Source organism: Krasilnikovia sp. MM14-A1004 (assembly GCF_047159485.1).
Taxonomy (GTDB): Bacteria; Actinomycetota; Actinomycetes; order Mycobacteriales; family Micromonosporaceae; genus Actinoplanes.
On sequence record NZ_AP038773.1, the window covers coordinates 5,243,546 to 5,262,278 of the forward strand.

At 72.3% G+C, this 18,733-nt stretch carries 15 protein-coding genes; 10 read left to right on the plus strand and 5 right to left on the minus strand.

The window, feature by feature from the left end:
* Positions 1-66 precede the first annotated feature (66 nt).
* From ACMCNN_RS22365 to ACMCNN_RS22375, 3 genes are all read left to right on the plus strand, one after another.
* Positions 67-807 (plus strand): META domain-containing protein, encoded by a 741-nt coding sequence (locus ACMCNN_RS22365; protein ID WP_412747243.1) that lies wholly within the window; start codon positions 67-69, stop codon positions 805-807.
* Between the two features lie 128 nt (positions 808-935).
* Complete coding sequence (locus ACMCNN_RS22370; RefSeq protein WP_412742472.1) at positions 936-2,384, plus strand: serine/threonine-protein kinase; 1,449 nt, start codon at positions 936-938, stop codon at positions 2,382-2,384.
* Between the two features lie 171 nt (positions 2,385-2,555).
* Entirely contained in the window at positions 2,556-3,221 is a 666-nt protein-coding gene (locus ACMCNN_RS22375) for a hypothetical protein (RefSeq protein WP_412742473.1), read from the plus strand.
* A 44-nt stretch (positions 3,222-3,265) separates the two neighbouring features.
* Here the strand turns inward: ACMCNN_RS22375 and ACMCNN_RS22380 are convergent, their stop codons facing one another.
* On the minus strand, positions 3,266-5,053 hold the full coding sequence (locus ACMCNN_RS22380; RefSeq protein WP_412742474.1) for a bifunctional metallophosphatase/5'-nucleotidase: 1,788 nt from the start codon (positions 5,051-5,053) through the stop codon (positions 3,266-3,268).
* A gap of 204 nt (positions 5,054-5,257) precedes the next feature.
* Between ACMCNN_RS22380 and ACMCNN_RS22385 the strand changes: the two genes are divergently transcribed.
* Positions 5,258-5,707 carry a hypothetical protein gene (locus tag ACMCNN_RS22385; protein WP_412742475.1) on the plus strand — a complete coding sequence of 150 codons (450 nt, stop codon included), beginning with the start codon at positions 5,258-5,260 and terminating at the stop codon, positions 5,705-5,707.
* 21 nt (positions 5,708-5,728) lie between these two features.
* Here the strand turns inward: ACMCNN_RS22385 and ACMCNN_RS22390 are convergent, their stop codons facing one another.
* From ACMCNN_RS22390 to ACMCNN_RS22400, 3 genes are all read right to left on the minus strand, one after another.
* Complete coding sequence (locus tag ACMCNN_RS22390; RefSeq protein ID WP_412742476.1) at positions 5,729-6,994, minus strand: EAL domain-containing protein; 1,266 nt, start codon at positions 6,992-6,994, stop codon at positions 5,729-5,731.
* A 103-nt stretch (positions 6,995-7,097) separates the two neighbouring features.
* Positions 7,098-8,801 (minus strand): arginine--tRNA ligase, encoded by a 1,704-nt coding sequence (argS, locus tag ACMCNN_RS22395; RefSeq protein WP_412742477.1) that lies wholly within the window; start codon positions 8,799-8,801, stop codon positions 7,098-7,100.
* Between the two features lie 319 nt (positions 8,802-9,120).
* Positions 9,121-10,668 (minus strand): aldehyde dehydrogenase family protein, encoded by a 1,548-nt coding sequence (locus ACMCNN_RS22400; RefSeq protein WP_412742478.1) that lies wholly within the window; start codon positions 10,666-10,668, stop codon positions 9,121-9,123.
* A gap of 263 nt (positions 10,669-10,931) precedes the next feature.
* On the opposite strand from ACMCNN_RS22400, the gene ACMCNN_RS22405 reads away from it, so the two are divergent.
* Entirely contained in the window at positions 10,932-12,119 is a 1,188-nt protein-coding gene (locus tag ACMCNN_RS22405; protein ID WP_412742479.1) for a methyl-accepting chemotaxis protein, read from the plus strand.
* A gap of 58 nt (positions 12,120-12,177) precedes the next feature.
* Here ACMCNN_RS22405 and ACMCNN_RS22410 read toward each other — a convergent pair whose 3' ends face one another.
* On the minus strand, positions 12,178-13,773 hold the full coding sequence (locus ACMCNN_RS22410; protein WP_412742480.1) for a M1 family metallopeptidase: 1,596 nt from the start codon (positions 13,771-13,773) through the stop codon (positions 12,178-12,180).
* A 177-nt stretch (positions 13,774-13,950) separates the two neighbouring features.
* Between ACMCNN_RS22410 and ACMCNN_RS22415 the strand changes: the two genes are divergently transcribed.
* The 5 genes from ACMCNN_RS22415 (at position 13,951) to ACMCNN_RS22435 (ending at position 18,666) form a co-directional block, all read left to right on the plus strand.
* Positions 13,951-14,244 carry a hypothetical protein gene (locus tag ACMCNN_RS22415; protein ID WP_412742481.1) on the plus strand — a complete coding sequence of 98 codons (294 nt, stop codon included), beginning with the start codon at positions 13,951-13,953 and terminating at the stop codon, positions 14,242-14,244.
* A gap of 108 nt (positions 14,245-14,352) precedes the next feature.
* The gene (locus ACMCNN_RS22420; protein WP_412742482.1) at positions 14,353-15,330 is read left to right on the plus strand and encodes a GlxA family transcriptional regulator; all 978 of its coding nucleotides are present in this window, start codon (positions 14,353-14,355) and stop codon (positions 15,328-15,330) included.
* Between the two features lie 6 nt (positions 15,331-15,336).
* Positions 15,337-17,037: a thiamine pyrophosphate-binding protein gene (locus tag ACMCNN_RS22425; protein ID WP_412742483.1), complete on the plus strand. Its 1,701-nt coding sequence runs from the start codon at positions 15,337-15,339 to the stop codon at positions 17,035-17,037.
* Positions 17,009-17,662 (plus strand): SRPBCC family protein, encoded by a 654-nt coding sequence (locus ACMCNN_RS22430; protein WP_412742484.1) that lies wholly within the window; start codon positions 17,009-17,011, stop codon positions 17,660-17,662. The genes ACMCNN_RS22425 and ACMCNN_RS22430 overlap by 29 nt, the downstream gene beginning before the upstream one ends.
* Entirely contained in the window at positions 17,659-18,666 is a 1,008-nt protein-coding gene (locus tag ACMCNN_RS22435; protein WP_412742485.1) for a 3-oxoacyl-ACP synthase III family protein, read from the plus strand. Before ACMCNN_RS22430 ends, ACMCNN_RS22435 begins: the two co-directional genes overlap by 4 nt.
* The last annotated feature ends 67 nt before the right edge of the window (positions 18,667-18,733 follow it).

The window sequence follows — 18,733 nt, forward strand, 5'->3', positions numbered from 1 at the left end:
CGCAGAAATGCCGTCGGAGCCGGCATGACGATCCGATGGTGGCGATTTCTTGCGGCCGTGACAATCATGTCGATCGCGGGATGCGGCCAGGGCGACGCCGCCGCCCAGCCCGCTCCGGCCCTCGCCGGGCGGACCTTCGTCTCCGTGCCGGACCCGGCCGACAGCCAGGCTCGGCGGCTGGTCCCGGGCACCCGGGTACGGCTCACGTTCCGGCCGGACACGCTGAGCGCCGAGGCCGGCTGCAACCACCTCAACGCCGCGGTCACCATCGACGGCGACCGGCTGGTCGTGTCCGGCGTCGGCGCCACGATGATGGCCTGCTCCCCCGCGCTGATGGATCAGGACGCCTGGCTGACCGGCTTCCTCCAGGCGGGTCCCCGCTGGCAGCTCACCGGCGACGTCCTGCTGCTGGACACCGGCACCGCCCGGCTGCGGCTGGTCGACATCCGCTCCGCCGAGCCCGACCGGCCCCTGGCCGGTCCGCGATGGTCGGTGGAGAGCGTGGTCGAGGGCGACACGGCCGCCTCGCTCCCGGCCGGCGCGCGGGCCTATCTGGTCTTCGGGGCCGGGCGGGTCAAGGGCTCGGCCGGCTGCGCCGCACTCGACGGGCCGGTCACGGTCAGCGACACGACAGTCACCTTTGGTCATCTGACGACCTCCGAACGGGACTGCCGAGCGGAATGGCGCGCGCTGGACCGCACCGTGCGGGCACTGTTGCGCGGAACACTGTCCTACCGCATCACCGGCAACCAGCTCGTGTTCACCCACCCGGACGGGCGGGCGCTGCAGCTCAGAGCCACCTCGTGAGCGTGGCGCCACGCCACACCGTCGGCTGCGGGACAGCGGCCCGTGGAGCAGGCTCGGTACAGTTGAGCGCGATTTACTCCGGCCCAACGTCGGAGCCCATGCCCGCCTCGATTAGATAAGGTCCGCAGGTGCTCAGTTCGGGACACCTTCTGGACAACCGCTACCGGTTGGACGAGCGCATCGCCACCGGCGGCATGGGCGATGTGTGGCGCGGCACGGACATCGTGCTCGGCCGTACCGTCGCCGTGAAGGTGTTGCGGCAGAACATGATCTCCGACCCGGAGTTCGCCGCGCGCTTCTACGGTGAGGCCCGCATGATGGCGGCGTTCCGCCACCCCGGTGTCGTCGAGGTGTACGACTACGCCAGCGCGGGCGACCCCGCCGACGAGACCCAGTGCGCGTACCTGGTGATGGCGTACGTCGACGGGGAGCCGCTGTCCACCCGGCTCAAGGAGCAGGGCCAGCTCGAGGTCGCCGAGACCATGTCGATCGTCGCCCAGGCCGCGGACGCGCTGCACGCCGCCCACCTGAACGGCACGGTGCACCGCGACGTCAAGCCGGGCAATCTCATCGTCAAGCCGAACGGCACCGTCATCCTTGTCGACTTCGGGGTGGCCCGGTCCAACGCGGTCACCAGCGTCACCGGCCTCAACGCGATCGTCGGCACCGCCCTGTACATGGCCCCCGAGCAGGTGGCCAAGGGCAACGTCACCCCGGCCACGGACATCTACGCGCTGGGCGCGGTGGCCTACCACTGCATCGCCGGCCATCCGCCGTTCGACGGGGACAACGCGCTCCAGGTGGCGCTGCGCCACCTGGAGGAGGAGCCCGAGCCGCTGCCCGGCGACGTACCCCTGCCGGTGCGCCACCTGATCAGCCGGGCCATGGCCAAGTCGCCGGACGACCGCTTCGCCAGCGCGGCCGAGTTCGCGGACGCGGCACTGGCGGCCGCCGGGCCGATGGACTGGCGCTCGCTCACCGGCACCGGCATGACCACGGCCCACCTGACCGGTACCAGGATGGCCAGCCCGGCCGGGGCCCGGCTGACCGGCACACAGCTCACCGCCGCGCCGCGGACCGTGCCGGTGCCCCGCGCACCGGTCGCCGACCCGCCCGGGCGCAGCCTCGGCCAGCGCAGCCGGCTCGCCGGGTTGCTGATCTTCCTGGGGCTGTTCGCCGTGGTGGGTGGTTTCGCCATCGCGTTCGCCTCGCTCGGCGACAACGGCAAGGACACCAACGGCGGTACGCAGAACCCGCCGTCGGTCGACGTCAGCAAGGACTCCGGCGAAACGGACGAACCGGTCGAACCGGTGCGCACGGTCGAGCCGACCCGCGCACCCAACCGGCCCGCCGGCACCCCCCAGCATCAGAGCTCGTCGGCCTCGACCCCCGCGTCGGCCACGCCGTCCGCGCCGCCGTCGACCACCACCGAGCCGACGAAAACCCCCACGACGACCCCGACGACCCAGGCGACGACCACCACGCCGACGGCGACCGCCACGACGACGCCGCCCAGCTCCCCGGCCGCCGGTGGCGAGGGCAACGGCGCGGGCGCGGAAGCCGCAACGGCCGACTGACTACGCGCCCACGAGTGCTCTGACCTGCGCTTTGCCGAAGGTCAACCGGGCGCTGAGGTGATCCAGAGCGAGACTTGAACACGGCGGCGATCAAGTCCGCCGGGGTCGCGCCGATGGGGCGGGAACTGGCGCGGTTGGTGCAACCGGGCCACTGCTCGAAAGGCCCCCCACATGACGACGCAGGCTTCGTACGGTCAGGACTTCGCGGGTTACCCGCGACCGTCCGACCCGTACTCTCCGCCGGCACTGCTGCCGCAGCCGCAGTACCCGACCGCGCCGCCGTGGGCGCAGCCGCCGACGGCTCCGCCGAGCGCGTTGGACCTGGAGGCGCCGCACCTGCGTCACGGACAGGCACTGGTCCGTTACCCGGAGGAGCTGGAGGCGGCAAGCCGGCCGCGGCCGCCGGCGGCGTGGCCCGTGGCGGTGTGGACACTGCTGTTCGGCGTCTTCGGTGCCGTCTCCGCACGCCGCCGTGCCGCGACGGCACGGCGCATCCGGGCGGGGGTGGCACCGTACTGGATCGCCTTCGGCATTTCGCTGGCGCTGGGCTCCCTCGTCACCGCGGCCGTGGGCCAGGCGCTGATCCTGCCGAAGTACCTGGAATTCAGGGAGGGCGCGGTGCTCAAGCAGCTCCAGGAGAACATCGTCACCGACGGCGAACTCCAGAAGGCGCAGAAGCTGACCGCGACCGGGGCGAAGTGCCAGGCACTCGACGAGCGCGACGCCGACGGCCTGCGCAACTATGCATGCGTGCTCACGCTGGACAACGGGAAGGCCAAGCCACTGCGGGTGACCGCGGACGAGAACGGCGACTGGACCGTCATGAAGCGGCACTGAGGCTCCGGTGGGCGCACCTCGCACGGGCACGCCCACCGAAGGAGTCAGAAGACGGGCACACCCCCGCGCACCAGCCGCCAATCGGCGACGAAGAAGTCCGCGGGATCGATCCGGCCCTTGGCCTGGGCCCAGTCGATGAGCAGCTGACGGATCTCCTGCTGGGCGTTGTAGACCTGCGGCTTCACGATGCCGGGGAAGTTGCCACCACCACTGCGGCGGTAGTTGTTCACCGCGACGACGAAGCGGGCGTCGGCCGCCACCTCGGCACCACCGAACAGCAGCCGGGTGATCCGCTCCCCCACCGGCCGGCTGATGTCGATGTCGTACTCCACGCCGGACAGGATGTCGTAGTTGTAGTCCGGCACCGCCGGGTCGCTGATCGTCGCCGGATCCACCGGTGCCTGCGGGTCCAGCGTCACGAAGTACTTCGCGGAGTACTCCAGGTACGCCCTCACCTCCGCGCCGGTGAGCACGACCGCCTCGAGCGTGTTGTCGTAGATGTACAGCCCGGCGACGTCCTTGATCTTCACCTCGCCCTGCGGGAAGACCGCGGTCCGGCTGAACGGCGCCGCGATCGACAGGACCGGCAGCCCCGCGTACTCGGAACCGGCCAGCGCCGCGGTGACCGTGTCGGCCTGCACCTTGGTGATGAAGTCGAGGATCGGGGTGTCCCGGTAGCGCGACTCGGCAGCCGACAACTCCTGCGTGGACGTGGCGACGACCTGGTTCACGTACGCGACAGTCTTGGCATGCTGGGCCCGCACCGCCGCGAGCACGTCCGGGTCCTCGGCCACCGTGTTGGTGTTGAGCGTGGCCGCCTTCTTCTCGGTGACGACCCAGCGGCCCCGCTCGCGGGTCAGCGTGAAGTCCATCCGGGTCAGCCGCTGGCCCCATTTCGACGGCTCCGACAGCAGCACCTGCGCTCCGGTGGCGTCGTTGGTGACGAATCGCTGCGGCACCTCCGCGTGGGCGTGCCCGAACAGGATCGCGTCGATGCCCGGCACCTGCTGCGCGATGAGCGCGCACGGGTTCTCGTTGGGCAGTTCGGGGCCGTAGCTGGAGGTGCCGCTGTCGCCGCCGTGCGCGCTGACCAGGACCAGGTCGGCGCCGCGGGCGCGGATGACCGGCACCCAGCGCGCGGCCGTGGCCACCATGTCACGGAACTCCAGCTTGCCGTCCACGTTGCCCCGGTCCCAGATGGCGACGCCCGGGTTGGTCAGGCCGAGGATGCCCACGCGCAGCACGGGCGCGCCGGGACCGAGCGACACCTTCTTGATCACGTACGGGGTGAAGGCCGGCCGGTCGGTGCCCGCGTGCACCGCGTTCGCGGCCAGCGCCGGGAAGCCGAGCTGGCGGATCCACAGGTTCAGCAGCGGCAGCCCGTAGTTGAACTCGTGGTTCCCGAGCGTCACCGCGTCGTAGCGCAGCACGTTCATGGCCCGCGACATCGGGTGCTTCTCGCCGGTCGAGGTGATCGGTTCCTGCTTGGCGTAGTACGTGGCCAGCGGCGTGCCCTGGATGGTGTCGCCCGCGTCGAGCACCAGGGTGGCCCTGCCGCAGCGCTGCGCCCGGATCTGGTTCACCAGGGCGGCGAGCTTGGCCACGCCGACGTCGTTGTGCGCCTTGTCGTCGAATTCCCGGTCGGAGTAGTAGTCCCAGTTGTAGACGTTGCCGTGGGTGTCGGAGGTACCGAGCACGGTGAGGTCGTAGGTCTTCGCGGCAGGCTGGTGGGGCGCGGCCCGGGCGCTGGTGGGCGCCACGATCGGGGCGGCGGCGGAGGCGGCCGCGGCGGCTAGGATGCTGCGCCGCGAGACGCCGGAGGGGAGGGTCATTCACGAGCCTTTCGGGGGATCGGTACGGCGCCTCGTGAGCGCCTCCCGCACCCTAACCGCCCGGACATCGACGTTCGAGAGTGCCCCGCGTGGCGGCATGACGCAGGTCAGGGGCCGTGTGGTCCAGCATTGTGATCTTGCGGGCAGCGCAGATCTCCGGCGCCCAGTAGCCTGTCTCCGCGCTGCCACCTGCAAGGAGATTCGATGTCGTACCCTCAGCCGCCGCATGCCCAGCCGACATTCATGCCGCCTCCGGGCGTCGACGTGTGCCGGTTCTGTGGCAGCCTCCCCGCGGCCCCGGCGACGTTCCGCGGGCACCAGGGCTTCATCGTGTTCATGCGCTTCCTGTCCGTGCCGGGCCCGTTCTGCCGCGACTGCGGCCTGGCCACGTTCCGGGCGATGACCTCGCGCACCCTCGTGCAGGGCTGGTACGGGATCCTGTCGTTCCTCATCGCGCCGACCACGGTGCTGCAGAACCTGTTCCAGCGCAGCCGGGTCGCGTCGCTTCCGGCACCCCAGCCCAATCCGTACGGGCCGAGCCGTCATCCCATGGACCCCGGGCCCCGGCTGCTCATGCGGCCGATGACGATCATCGGGCTGGGGATCCCCTTCGCGCTCATCATCCTGTTCACCCTGATCGAGCTGACCAAGTGACGATGCGGTGCCGAGAAGCCCTCAGGCCGCCGCGGTGAGGCGGTAGTCGTCGCGGAGCTGCGACGGGGTGGTCGCGCGGTCGAAGAGCCAGCCCTGCCCCAGATCCACGCCGAGCCCGGCGAGCGCCGCGGCGTCCGCCTCGGTCTCCACGCCCTCGGCCACCACGCGCGCGCCGGTAGCCGCAGCGAGTTCGACGAGCGCGTGGTCGACGACGCCCAGCACGGTGTTCCCGGCGATCCCAGCGACGATGCTGCGGTCGAGCTTGATGACGTCGGGGGCGGTGACCACGATGTGCCGCAGCGACGAGAACCCCGCACCCACATCGTCGATGGCCAGGCGCATGCCACGGGCGCGCAACGGCGCCAGCACGGCCTTGAGCGCGTCGTAGTCCTCGACCCTGTCGTGTTCGGACAGTTCCAGGACGATCCGGTCCAGCGGTAGCCGCGCCAGGAAGTCGCTGCACTCACGGGTGAGCACCGTCGCGGGCGACACGTTCATCGCGACGTATCCGGACACCCGCGCCAGGTGGTCGGCCGCGCGTCCCAGGGCCAGCAGTTCGAGTCGGTGGCCCTGGCCGATCGCATGCGCGTCCGCGAAGCACGCGTCAGGGGGCATCTGCCACTCCTGCGGGAAGCGGCTGAGCGCCTCCGCACCGACGCGCCGCCGGGTGGCGAGATCGACGATGGGCTGCAACAGTACGGTCGGGCCACCGCGCTCGATCACGGGCAGGATCCGGCGCTCGATCTCCGCGTGGCGTTGCATGTCCCGCACGCACGGTTCGATGATCGCCGAGGCGGCCCGGGCCAGGACGTGCATCAGCGCCAGGTCACGCTCGGTCAGGTCGCTGTTGGGGACGTACCCGGCGGCACAGAACGTGCCGTACAGGGAGCCGTCGCTCAGCACCACGGGCACGGATACGAAGCTCCTGACGTGCGCGATGCGCGCCGGCGGGAACTCCATGGCGTCCGGGAAGACCCGCATGTCCGGGATCACCGGTGGCAGCTTGCCGTCCATGATGGCCTTGCAGAACGTGGTCTCCAGCGGCTGGGTCCGGCCGCCGCCCTCGACGTGGGAGAGGTCGGCCGGGGGCAGCTCGGAGTCCATGAACTCGATGTGCTGGTGTGTGTCGTCCAGCCGGCTCAGGAACGCGAGACTGAGCCCGAGACCCTTACGGGCCGTCCGGAGCAGCTCGGCGAGCTGCCGCTCGTGCGCTGAGAGTTCCCGCGACCCCGTGACCTCCGGTGACTCCGCGTGGCCCGAGGGAACCCGTTCGTGGAGCCTGACCATCCGCATCCCTCCGCAGTGATGCATTCACTATCGGCGCGCGCCACCCGGAGTTGAGTGCCGGCTCACCCCGGGTGGCGACAGCCGGGTCCGTCGGGCCGGGCGCTCAGAGACGGTCCGGGGTGGCGATGCCGAGCAGGTCCAGGCCCTGCCGCAGGGTCCGGGCGGTCAGGTCGCACAACGCCAGCCGGCTGGCCCGTACCGCGGGCGGTGCGGACAGCACGGGGCACTTCTCGTAGAACGCGCTGAACGCGGTGGCGAGCCCGTACAGGTAGCCGGTGAGCCGGTGGAAGTCGAGCGTGCGTCCGGCCTCGGCCAGCACGGGCGCGAAGCCGATCAGCTCCAGCGCCAGGGCCCGCTCGGGCGCCTCGGTGACGGCCACCGGTCCGGGTGCGGCGTCCTCCCCGGCCCGCCGGAAGATCGAGCTGATCCGGGCGTACGCATATTGCAGGTAGGGGCCGGTGTTGCCGGTCAGGGCCAGCATCCGGTCCCAGTCGAACACGTAGTCCGAGCGCCGGTCGGTGCAGAGGTCGGCGTACTTGATCGCGCCGGTGCCGACCTGCCGGCCCACCCGGGCCAGCGCGGCCCGGTCCAGGTCCGGGGTCTTCGCCGCGGCCAGCGCGCAGGCCCGCTGGACGGCCTCGTCGAGCAGCTCGGCCAGCTGCACCGTCCCGCCCGCCCGGGTCCGCAGCATCCGGCCGTCCGGGCCGAGGATCGAACCGAACTCGACATGCTCTGCGGACACCCCGCCGGGCAGCCAGCCCGCCTCGCGGGCCACCGCGAACACCAGCTGGAAATGCGTCCGCTGCGGCGATCCGACCAGGTACAGCATCCGGGTCGCACCGAGGGTCCGTACCCGGTGGCGCAGGGCGGCGAGGTCGGTGGCCGCGTACCCGTAGCCGCCGTCGCCCTTGCGCACGATCAGCGGGAGCGGCTCGCCGTCGCGGCCGGTGAAGCCGGCCGGGAAGGCGCACAGCGCGCCGTCGCTGACCCGCAGCAGCCCCTTGGCGTCGAGTTCGGCGACGACGGAGTCGAGCTGGTCGTGGTAGCTGCTCTCGCCCGCGAAGTCGGCCGCGGTCAGGCTCACGCCGAGCAGGTCGTAGATCGTGAGGAGGTACCGCTGCGACGCATCGACCAGCCGCCGCCACAGCGCGAGCGTCTGCGGATCGCCGCTCTGCAGGGCCACCACCCGCAGCTGGGCCCGCCGCTTGAACTCCGGGTCGGCGTCGAACTTCACCCGCGCCGCCTGGTAGAACGCGGTCAGGTCGGCCAGCGACCCCTCCCCCGTGTCGCCGAGATCGACCAGATGCTCGATCAGCATGCCGAACGGCGTCCCCCAGTCGCCGAGGTGGTTGGCCCGGATCACGGTGTTCCCCTGCCATTCGAGCAACCGCGCGGCGGCGTCCCCGATGACCGTCGACCGCAGGTTGCCGACGTGCATCTCCTTCGCCACGTTGGGGGCGGAGTAGTCGACCACGACCGTCTCCGGCTTGCCGGTGACCGGCACGCCGAGCCGCGGGTCGGCCGCGACCGCGTTCGCCAGGTCGGCGATCAGCTCGTCGGCGACGGTGAGGTTGACGAAGCCGGGTCCGGAGACCTCCGCGTCGGCGACGCCCGCCAGGTCGGCGCGGGCCACCGCCTCGGCGGCGATCTCCCGCGGCGCCCGGCCCAGGCGCCGGGCCAGCGGCAGCGCCGCCCCGGACTGGAAGTCGGCGTGCTGGGAACGCCGGACGGCCGGATCCACGTCGCCGCCGGCGACGGCGGCGAACGCGGCGGAGAGCCGGGCGGAGAGCAGAGCTTCGAGATTCATCGGCAGACCCCTTTGACGGTACGCAGGGAGTGCGGGCCGATCCGTGCCACAGACAGTGACGCCGGCGGGTCGACCCGCCGGCGGAAGGACGTGCGTCAGCGCTGGCGGACGGGGCGGACCCGGCGTCGCGCGCGACGGACGCAGCTGCTGTGCATGGCGACCATGCTAGCGGGTGGGCGAGCCCCGCTCGACAGGGTTGCCGCCCCGACAGGGTTGCCGCTGAGAACCGGTTCAGCGGCGACGGCCGGCGGGCAGTAGACGGCGACCGGGCGCAGCGTGCAGGGGGACACGGACCACACGCTGCGCCGGCCGCCGGGCCTCAGGGGTTACTCGGATGGTGCTTGCCGCCCGGGACGTTGCCGTTCAGGCGTTGCTCGCCGGGGCCGACCGTGACGGCCCGTACCAGCCGGTCACCGCTCACCAACGGGTCGGTACCCGACGCGTCGCGGCCACCGAACGGCGCCACGCGCTCGGCCCGGATGCGGGGGCCGGTCCGGACCGAGCGCAGGTCACGGGCGAGCTTGCCGGCCAGTTCCTCGTCGTCGACCGCGAGGCTGGCGCCCGGTGTGCCGTCGGTGCCGTCCACGGGGCTCAGCTCGGCCAGCAGCTCGTCCTCGGTGTCGGCCACGACGATGGTGTCGACCGGGCCGAACGGTCCGGCGTGCCGGCGCCGTTCGGCCCGCCCGGACCGGACAAGCAGCGCGGTCGGGGCCACGTACGCGCTGGTGTCCTGCCCGTCCAGGAATCGGCCCGCGTCGGGCGAGCCACGGTGCAGCGGCACGGCGCCGCCGCTGATTGCCTCGTCGATGTCGCGCCGCAGCTCGGTGGCCGTGGCCGCGCTGATCAGCGGGCCGTAGTCCAGGTCGGGCAGCGGGTCGCCGTCGGCGGCCACGGCCAGCGGGTGACCGAACCGGACCGCCTTGAGCACCGGCAGGTACGCGTCGAGGAACCGGTCGACCAGTTTGCGCTGCACGACGAAACGCCGGTACGCGGTGCCGTGCTGCTTGCCGTACGCGAAACCGGTGCGCAGGTGGTCGATGAGCCGGTCCCACTGGGAGAACTCCCAGATCCCCCACGCGTTGCCGCTGTCCTGCTCGACGAGGTGCCGGTGGCCGGAGTCGAGCAGCGCGGCGGCGAGGTCGCCGCCGTCCGGGCGGGCGCCGATCGACGTGACCGCCCCGATCTCGCGGGAACGCACGAGCACGGGCGACAGCTCGGTGGCGCAGCCGGACAGCAGGGTGACCGGCAGCCCGGCACGGGCCATGATCGCGTGCGCGACCGTGAGCCCTACCGCGCCGCCCTGCGACGGGATCTTCGCGATGACCGCGTTGCCGGCCAGCAGCTGGACGAGTTCGGCGTGCACGAGCACGCTCATCGGGTGCTGCCAGGAGGCCAGGTTGCTCACCGGGCCGGGCAGCGGATCGCGGTCGCCGAGCTGGTGCTCCACCTGATCGACGGACCGGCGCACCGCGTCCAGCGCCCGGTCCACGTCGGCGCACGCCTGTGGCCAGGGCACCCCGAGCTCCCACACCTGCAGGAGGGCCAGCAGGTCGCGTTGGGCGCTGAGCTCCTCCAGGGCCGCGCGTATCCGGGCGCGCCGCTCCGGCAGCCAGGTCCCGGACCACCGGTGGTGCTGGTCCGCGGCGTCGCGTACGGCCAGGGCGGCGCTCCGCGCGTCGAGCCGGGATCGCGCGGCCAGGCGGCTGCCGTCGATCGGGCTGTGCAGGTCCGCCGGCTGCCCGGCGTCCTCCCAGGCACCGGCGAGGTGGCTGCGCAGCCGGTCGCCCGTGAACGCCTCGGGGGTGACGGTGGTGGCCCGGGACAGGACGTCGGCCCAGGCGGTGCCGGGGGCCAGGCGCAGTGTCATGGCGGGTCTCCCGTCGACGAGGCGGCGATGCCTTACTGTGCCGAGAAGAAACCCGCGATCGCTACGCCAATTCGGCGATCGCGGCGCGTCTTCTTGGCCTCGTCGGAAATTCCCGCGAAATTCTGTCCTGCGAGGGGCCCGGCTCCGGGTCGGCCGGGAGGGCAAATGCCTCTCTCATCGGCACGACCTTTGTCGGCCTGAGCGCCAATCCTCAGACTTCGGGCCGTGCTGCCGATCACGGGAGTGAGTCCCCTGGAGGTTTCATGCAGTCGCTGTTCGACAAGCTGCCCGCAAAGGCGCGGGCCAGCCTCTCGATGCTCTTCCTCATCGGTGGAATTTTCGGGCTGAGTCTCTACGCCCGTTCGGTCGTCTCCTCGGTCGCGGCGAAGCTGCCCGCCGACTCCGCCGGTCAGCAGCAACTGCAGGACCTCGCCGACGTCCTGCTGTGGACTCCGGTGATCATCGCCCCGATCGGGCTGTTCTTCCTCGCGGCCACCTGGACGAAGATCGTCCGGGTGCTGAAGCTCGACGCGCAGATCATCCGGATCGCCGCCGAGGGTGACCTGAGCCCCCGGATGCCGGTCGTCGGCAAGGACGAGATGGGCCAGATGGCCGTCGCGTTCAACGCGATGATGGATCGGTTCCAGGCGACCGTGGACGGCATCCGCCGCGCCGTCGAGGAGGTCTCCACCTCGGCCGGTTCGCTGGAGCGGACCAGCACCACCATGACCGAGGCCGCCGCGGCCACCGCCACCGAGCTGGAGACCGTCGCCCGTTCGGCCCGTCGGACCAGCAGCGAGGTCGAGACGATCGCCGACGGCACCCAGCAGATGCGCCAGGCCATCGCGGAGATCAGCAGCAACGCCAGCGAGGTCTCCCGTACGGCCGACGAGGCGGTCGCCGGGGCCGCCCGGGCCACCGGCAACGTCAGCAAGCTGCACGATTCGAGCCAGCAGATCAGTGACGTGCTGCGGACCATCAGCGCGATCGCCGCGCAGACCAACCTGCTGGCCCTGAACGCCACGATCGAGGCGGCCCGGGCGGGCGAGGCGGGACGCGGCTTCGCCATCGTCGCGGGCGAGGTGAAGGAGCTGGCGCAGGCCACCGCGGGCGCCACCGAGGAGATCGCCCGCCGGATCGAGGAGATCCAGCGCGACACCGGCGAGGCCGTCACCGCGGTCGGCGAGTTCACCGGCGTCATCGGCTCCATCGCCCAGCACCAGGTCACCATCGCCGCGGCGGTCGAGGAACAGACCGCCACGACCGGCGCGATGGTGGACGGCGCCGCCTCGGTGAGCGCCGGGGCGGAGCAGATCAGCCACGCGATCAGCATGGTCAGCTCGGCGGCGACCGAGGTGCACGGAGCGGCGGACGAGACGCGGCGGGCCGCGGAGAGCCTGACCGGAACGGCCGGGCGGCTGCACGACCTCGCCTCGGTGTTCCGCTACTGAGCCGCCGGTACCGGCCCGCCCGGCGCTTGCCGGGCGGGCCGGGCCGGACGTCAACGCTTCAGCGCCCGGCCCGCATCAGCCCCTGCAGGTGCCGGGTGACCGCGTCGGTGCCGAACGTGGCGCGGGCGGCCGCGCGCTCCTTGGCGGCGCTGGGCACGGGCTGCACCGCCCAGTCCGGGTGGCCCGGCATCGGTGGGGTCTTCGCCCCGTACAGCCAGGCGATCAGGAACGTGCTCAGGTCGCGGTGGGCGATCCGGGAGGCCAGCGCGATGAAGTCGTCGGTCGACGCGGACCTGCCCTGGTACGTCCGCACCCACTCCCGCTCCAGCTGGCGGAAACGGTCCGTCCCGATCTTGCGTTCGAGCGCGTAGAGGGCCAGCGCGCCGCCGTAGTAGACGTTCGGGTTGAAGACGTCCCAGATCGACGCCGAACCCGCGGGCCGGGCCACCGGACCCCAGTGGTCGCGCCACTGGTCGCCGAGTGCGTACACCGCCTTGAACAGGGCCTCGCGGTCGTCATAGTCGGTGTACTGCTTGAAGACGCCGGTCTGCTCGGCGTAGAGCAACTCGTACCAGGTGGCGTGGCCCTCGTTCTGCCAGACGTCGCTCCAGGAGCGCGGCGCCACGCTGTCGCCGAACCACTGGTGGGCCAGCTCGTGGGCCATCACCGGGTTCAGCACGAACGCGGGAGCGCCGAACAGCGACGTGTCGTACAGCGACAGCGTCTGGGTCTCCAGGGCGAAGCCGAGGTCACCGTCGATGACCAGCGAGCCGTAGTTCTCGAACGGATACCGGCCGACCTGGCGCTCCATCCAGGCCACCTGATCGCGCTCGACCGCCGTCTTCGGCAGCAGGGTGTCGGCGAGCCGGCGCGGCACGACGTCGCGGATCGGTACGCCGTGCACGGCGGGCCGCCGGTGCACCACGAAGTCGCCGACCGCGATCTGCACCAGCTCACTGGCCATCGGCCGCGACTCGCGGAACGTGGAGACGGAGTATCCGGTGTGTCGCCGGGTGCCCAGCGGGGTGCCGTTGGCGGTGGCCGTCCAGCCGGTCGGCGCGGTGAGCCGGATCGTGTACGTGGCCTTGTCGCGCGGGTGGTCGTTGCTGGGGAACAGCAGGTGCGACGAGGCGGGCTGACCGGCCAGCACGGTGCCGTCCGGGGTGGTGACGAAGCCGACCGGCGCGTTCGCGTCGGGCACCACCGGGGTGGCGGTGAAGCCGGTGACGGTGACCCGGAACGGCGCGCGCTTGGGCAGCGGGGACTCGGGGGTGATGATCAGCTCGTCGCCGGAGCGGGTGAAGGTGGCCCGGTGCCCGTTCACCGACACCCCGGCGACCGAGCCGCCGCCGAAGTCCAGATCGAACCGGGACAGGTACTGGGTCGCGACCGCGGTGATGGTCACGTCGCCGGTGATCGTCTGCCGTGGATCCTTTTTCGGGTACGTGAGGCTGAGGTCGTAGTCCTGGACGTGGTAGCCGCCGTTGCCGAGCAGGGGATACAACCGGTCACCCAGCCCGGCCGCGCCGGGTTTCGGGGGTGGGCCGGCGGCGGCCGCGGGGGTGGCGGTGACGCCGAGGACGGCGGCGGCGCCGAACGCCACCAGGATGGTCAGCCCGCTGGCCGATCGGCGGTTGCGAGACAAGGCTGTCATGGCAGCCGACGTTACCGGCGACGTACGACACGTATGTCGATTCACCGAGCCGCACCCCGATCGTGGGCCGCGGCCGGCGCGGTGCGCGTACGCAATCATCCGTCGCGGGTGAAGCCCGGCGGCCGCCTCCGGGTCATGATCGGCCGAGAGATCCGGACCGGTGGAAGGTGGAGCGCCATGGGATGCCTGTTCGCGCTGTTCGCGGGGATCTTCCCGAGGTTTGCCCTGTTCATCATCTGGCTGGCCCGCCCGGTCCTGGTCAACACCGCCTTCGACTCGTTCATCGTCCCGTTGCTCGGGCTCCTCTTCCTGCCGTTCGCCACCCTGATCTACGTGGTGCTGTACGTCCCGGGCGTCGGCCTCACCGGGTGGGGCTGGTTCTGGGTCGTCTTCGCGGGCCTGCTGGACATCAGCCACTGGGCGGCCAGCGCCGCCCACCGCCGGCAGATCCCCGGCTACCCCGGCGCCTGATCGAGCCCCACCGGCCATCCGGGCCGGGTGGCAGGAATCGCCAATTCCTTGGCATTGCTGCCGATACGCCCGGCACGACAGGGTGGGGTGGTGACGCAACGACGGGTTGTGATTGTTACCTACGCGGGTTGCCAGGCGCTCGATGTCACCGGCCCGGTCGAGGTGCTGGACACCGCCAACCGGCTGCTCGGCGACCCCGAGTCCGGATATCGGATCGAGTTCGTCTCCCCCGCCGCCCCACTCGTACGGACCTGCTCCGGTGTGGTCATCGCGGCGGATCCGCTGGAGGCGGGACAGGGGCCGATCGACACGCTGCTGGTGCCGGGCGGCTGGGGGCTGCACGACACCCTGGCCGACCGGGAGCTGGTGTCCTGGATCGGGCGGGCGGCCGGGCGCTCGCGGCGGGTCACCTCCGTGTGCGGCGGCTCGTTCCTGCTGGCCGAGGCGGGGTTGCTCGGCGGGCGCCGGGCGACCACGCACTGGGCGTACACGGAGGATCTGGCGCGGCGCTATCCCGAGGTGACGGTCGAGTCCGACTCGATCTTCGTGTGGGACGGGCCGTACGTCACCTCGGCCGGGGTGTCCACCGGCATCGACATGACGCTGGCCCTGGTGGAGGAGGACCACGGCGCGGCGTTCACGCTGGAGCTGGCCCGCTTCCTGGTGCTGTTCTTCCGCCGCCACGGCGGCGAGTCGCAGGTCAGCTCCATTCTGGACGCCCAGCTCGCCGACTCCAGTCCGATCCGCGGCGCCCAGGAGTGGATCATCAACAACCTGGACCGCCCGGTCTCGGTGTCGCAGATCGCCGCGCACGCCAACATGAGCGCCCGCAACTTCGCCCGGGTGTTCCGGCGCGAGGTGGGCATGACCCCCGGCCAGTACGTCGAACGCGTGCGCATCGCCCACGCCCGCAAGCTGCTGGAGACCACCGACCTGCCGATCCGGCAGGTGGCCCGCCGCTGCGGGTTCACCGCGCCCGAGACGTTCTTCCGCCGGTTCGGGCGGGCGCTGGAGGTCACCCCGAGCGAGTACCGGCACCGCTTCCAGAGCAGCGCTCTGGTCCCCGAGCCCGCACCGGCCGGGTAGGCGGCCGTGCGGCACCGTCTGGTCGACCACCTCGTCCGTGAACTCGCCCGATCCGGCGTCGACCACGTCTTCGGCGTGGGCGGGGCGAACATCGAGGACCTCTACGACGCCCTGCACACCGCCCGCCCCGCGATCCGGGCGGTCGTGGCCAAGCACGAGTTCGCGGCGGCGACCATGGCCGACGGGTACGCCCGCGCCACCGGCCGGCTCGGCGTGGTCGCGGCCACCTCCGGCGGCGGGGCGATGAACCTGCTGCCGGGACTGGCCGAGGCGTACGCGTCCCGGGTGCCGGTGCTGGCGCTGGTCGGCCAGCCGCCGCGGGCGCAGCACGGCCGGGGCGCGTTCCAGGACTCCAGCGGCCGGGCCGGTTCGCTGGACGCACGGCAGCTGTTCGCGCCGGTCTCCCGGTTCTGCGCCCGCGTCGACGACGCCGATGAGTTGCCCGACCTGCTGCCGCGCGCGATCGCGGCGGCGCTGACCCCGCCGCGCGGCCCGGCGGTGCTGCTGCTGCCCAAGGACGTGCAGCAGACCCTGATCCGGGCGGCACCGTCGCCCGCGGCGGTGCCGCTGCCCGCCCCGGCGGCCGACCGGGCGGTCCGCGACCGGGCCGTACGGGCCCTGCGCGGCGCCCGGCGGATCCTGGTGATCGCCGGTGAGGGGGTGGCCGCCGCGCACGCCCGCGCCGAACTGGCCGAGCTGGCCGGGCGGCTCGGCGCCTGGGTCGCGGTCACCCCGGACGCCAAGGACGTGTTCGACAACTCCGACGCCCGGTTCGCCGGGGTGGCCGGGGTCATGGGGCACCGCAACGTCGCGGACTGCCTGCGCGAGGCGGAGGTGTGCCTGCTGGTCGGCACGCGCTGGCCGGTGATGGCGCGCGGCGGGCTCGACGCGGCGCTGGGCTGCGCGCTCGTGGTGTGCGTCGACCCGGAGCCGCCGTACGTGTCGGGGCTCGCGCTGCGCGGCGACCCCCGTACGGTGCTGCGCGACGTCATCAACCGACTGCCGGCGGGCAGCCGAGCGTGCCCGCCGCACGACGGTCCCGTCCCGCTGCCGATCACGGCCCGGGACGCCGGGCCCCTGTCGACGGTCGGGGCGGTGACGGCGGTGGCCGCGGCGCTGCCGGAGCACGGGCACGTCTTCGTGGACGCGGGCAACGCGGGCGCGGCGGCGATCCACCTGCTCCCGGCGCCACGCCGGGGCCGCTTCGTGGTCGCGGTCGGCATGGGTGGCATGGGGTACGCGTTCGGCGCGGGCATCGGCGCAGCGCTGGCCACCGGTCAGCGGACGTACGTGCTGGCCGGCGACGGGGCGTTCTTCATGCACGGCATGGAGGTGCACACCGCGATCGAGTACGGCGCACCCGTCACCTTCGTGATCTTCAACAACAACGCCCACGGGATGTGCGTGACGCGGGAGCGCCTGTTCTACGGCGACACGTACAGCTTCAACCTGTTCCGGCCGACCGACATCGGCGCCGGGGTGGCCGCCGCGTTCCCCAGCCTGCCGGTGGCCCGGCCCGGCGACCCGGCGGCGCTGCGCGCCGCGCTGCGGGCGAACAACGATCCCGAGCGCGGACCCGCGTTCGTGGCCCTGGACGTGGATCCGCACGAGGTTCCCCCGTTCCAACCCTTCCTGACCGCTGACGGCCAGCATCCGGCCGACGCCGAGGAGAACACCGATGAGTACGAACGAGTCCACGCTGGCTGACATCCCGGACCTGATCCGGGTGGAGAACACGAGCCGCGACGAGGTGATCGCCCGGTGCGCGGCGCTGACCCGGCCCGACTATCCGCACGAGCAGGTGTACGGCCGGTACTGCACCATCGAGCAGTACGTCGACTGCCCGCCCGAGCAGGTCTTCGCGTACCTGCGGCAGGGGCATCACCTGGAGGAGTGGACGTACAGTCTGCGGGGTTTCGCCCCGAGCGGGACGCCCGGCCTGTGGGTGGGTGACGACCGGCTGGCGCCGGACACCCGCATCTTCTGCCGGGTGGTGGCGCACGAGCAGGCCATGACCGTCGACTACCACTGCGCGTGGGATCAGGGCGACAAGCTGTGGATGATCTACCTGATGCGGGTGGTGCCGGCCGAGCTGGTCCTGGACCGGCCGGGCTCGGTGATCACCTGGACGAACTGCCGGCACCCGTACTACGACGACAACCCGCACCCCGAGCTGGCGCCCGCGCCGGACCGGCCGTGGGTCGGCACCTTCTGGGACCTGTTCTACGCGGGTCACACCGTGGAGATGTCCAACCTCAAGGCGATCCTGGAGCACCGGCACCGCGCCGGGTCACCGGTCACGGTCCCACCGGCCGCGGTGGTGGCGCGGTGACCGTCAGCCTCGCCGACGTCGCCGGCTACCTGCCCGGCGCGCCGGTGCCCGCCGAGTTCTACACAGAGCATCCCGACGCGGAGGACAAGCTGCGGGACAGCGCGATGTTCCGGGTGCCCCGGTGGCGCCACCACGCGGGCGCCGACGAGTCCAACGTGGACATGATCGAACGGGCGGTGCAGCCGCTGATCGAGCGCCACGGCGCCCCCGAGATCCGCGCCGTCGACGTGCTGCTGGTGCACAGCCAGCTGCCGGACGTGCCGTTCGTGGGCGCGGGCACGGAGGTGGCGCACCGGCTGGGCCTACGGCCGGAGTGGCTGATCGACGTCGCCAACGCGGGCTGCGCGTCCTTCGTGTACATGCTGAAGCTGGCCCGCCAGATCCTCACCACCACGACCGCCCGCCGCGCCCTGATCTGCAACGCCCAGAACCTGGCCGGGCAGTGGTTCACCCAGCCCGGCGTACGGCGGCTGGCGCAGGCCGCGATCCCGGGCGACGGCTGCGGCGTGGGTTATGTGACCACGTCCGCGGCACGCCCGGTGCTGGACGTGACCACCAAGCACATCGGCGAGTACGCCGGGCAGATGCGCCACCACCTCGACGACGGCCGCAAGTACTGGCAGCCCGGCGCCGCCGAGATCCGCGTCGGGTTCACGGCCGACGGCGTGACCCGGGTGCTGGAGCGGGGCAACCGCCTGGTCCCGGACGTGGTGCGGGAGCTGTGCGCCGGGCTCGGCACGGCACCGGCCGACGTCGACGTCCTGGTGACCAACCAGCCCAACCGGATGTTCCTGCGGAACTGGCACGAGGCGCTGGGGCTGCCCGAGCAGCGGCATCCCGACACCTTCGACGAGTGCGGGAACCTGTTCGGTGCGGCCGTCCCCGTCACGCTGGACCGGGCGGTCCGGCAGGGCCGGGTACGCGACGGCGACCTGGTGGTGCTCGGCGGTTTCGCGCACGCCGGTGACTTCGCGGGCGCGGCCGCGGTCCGCTGGACGGCCTGAGCGCGCCCCAGCGGCGCTCAGACCCCGGCGGCGCTCAGATCCCGGCGGCGCTCAGATCCCGGCGGCG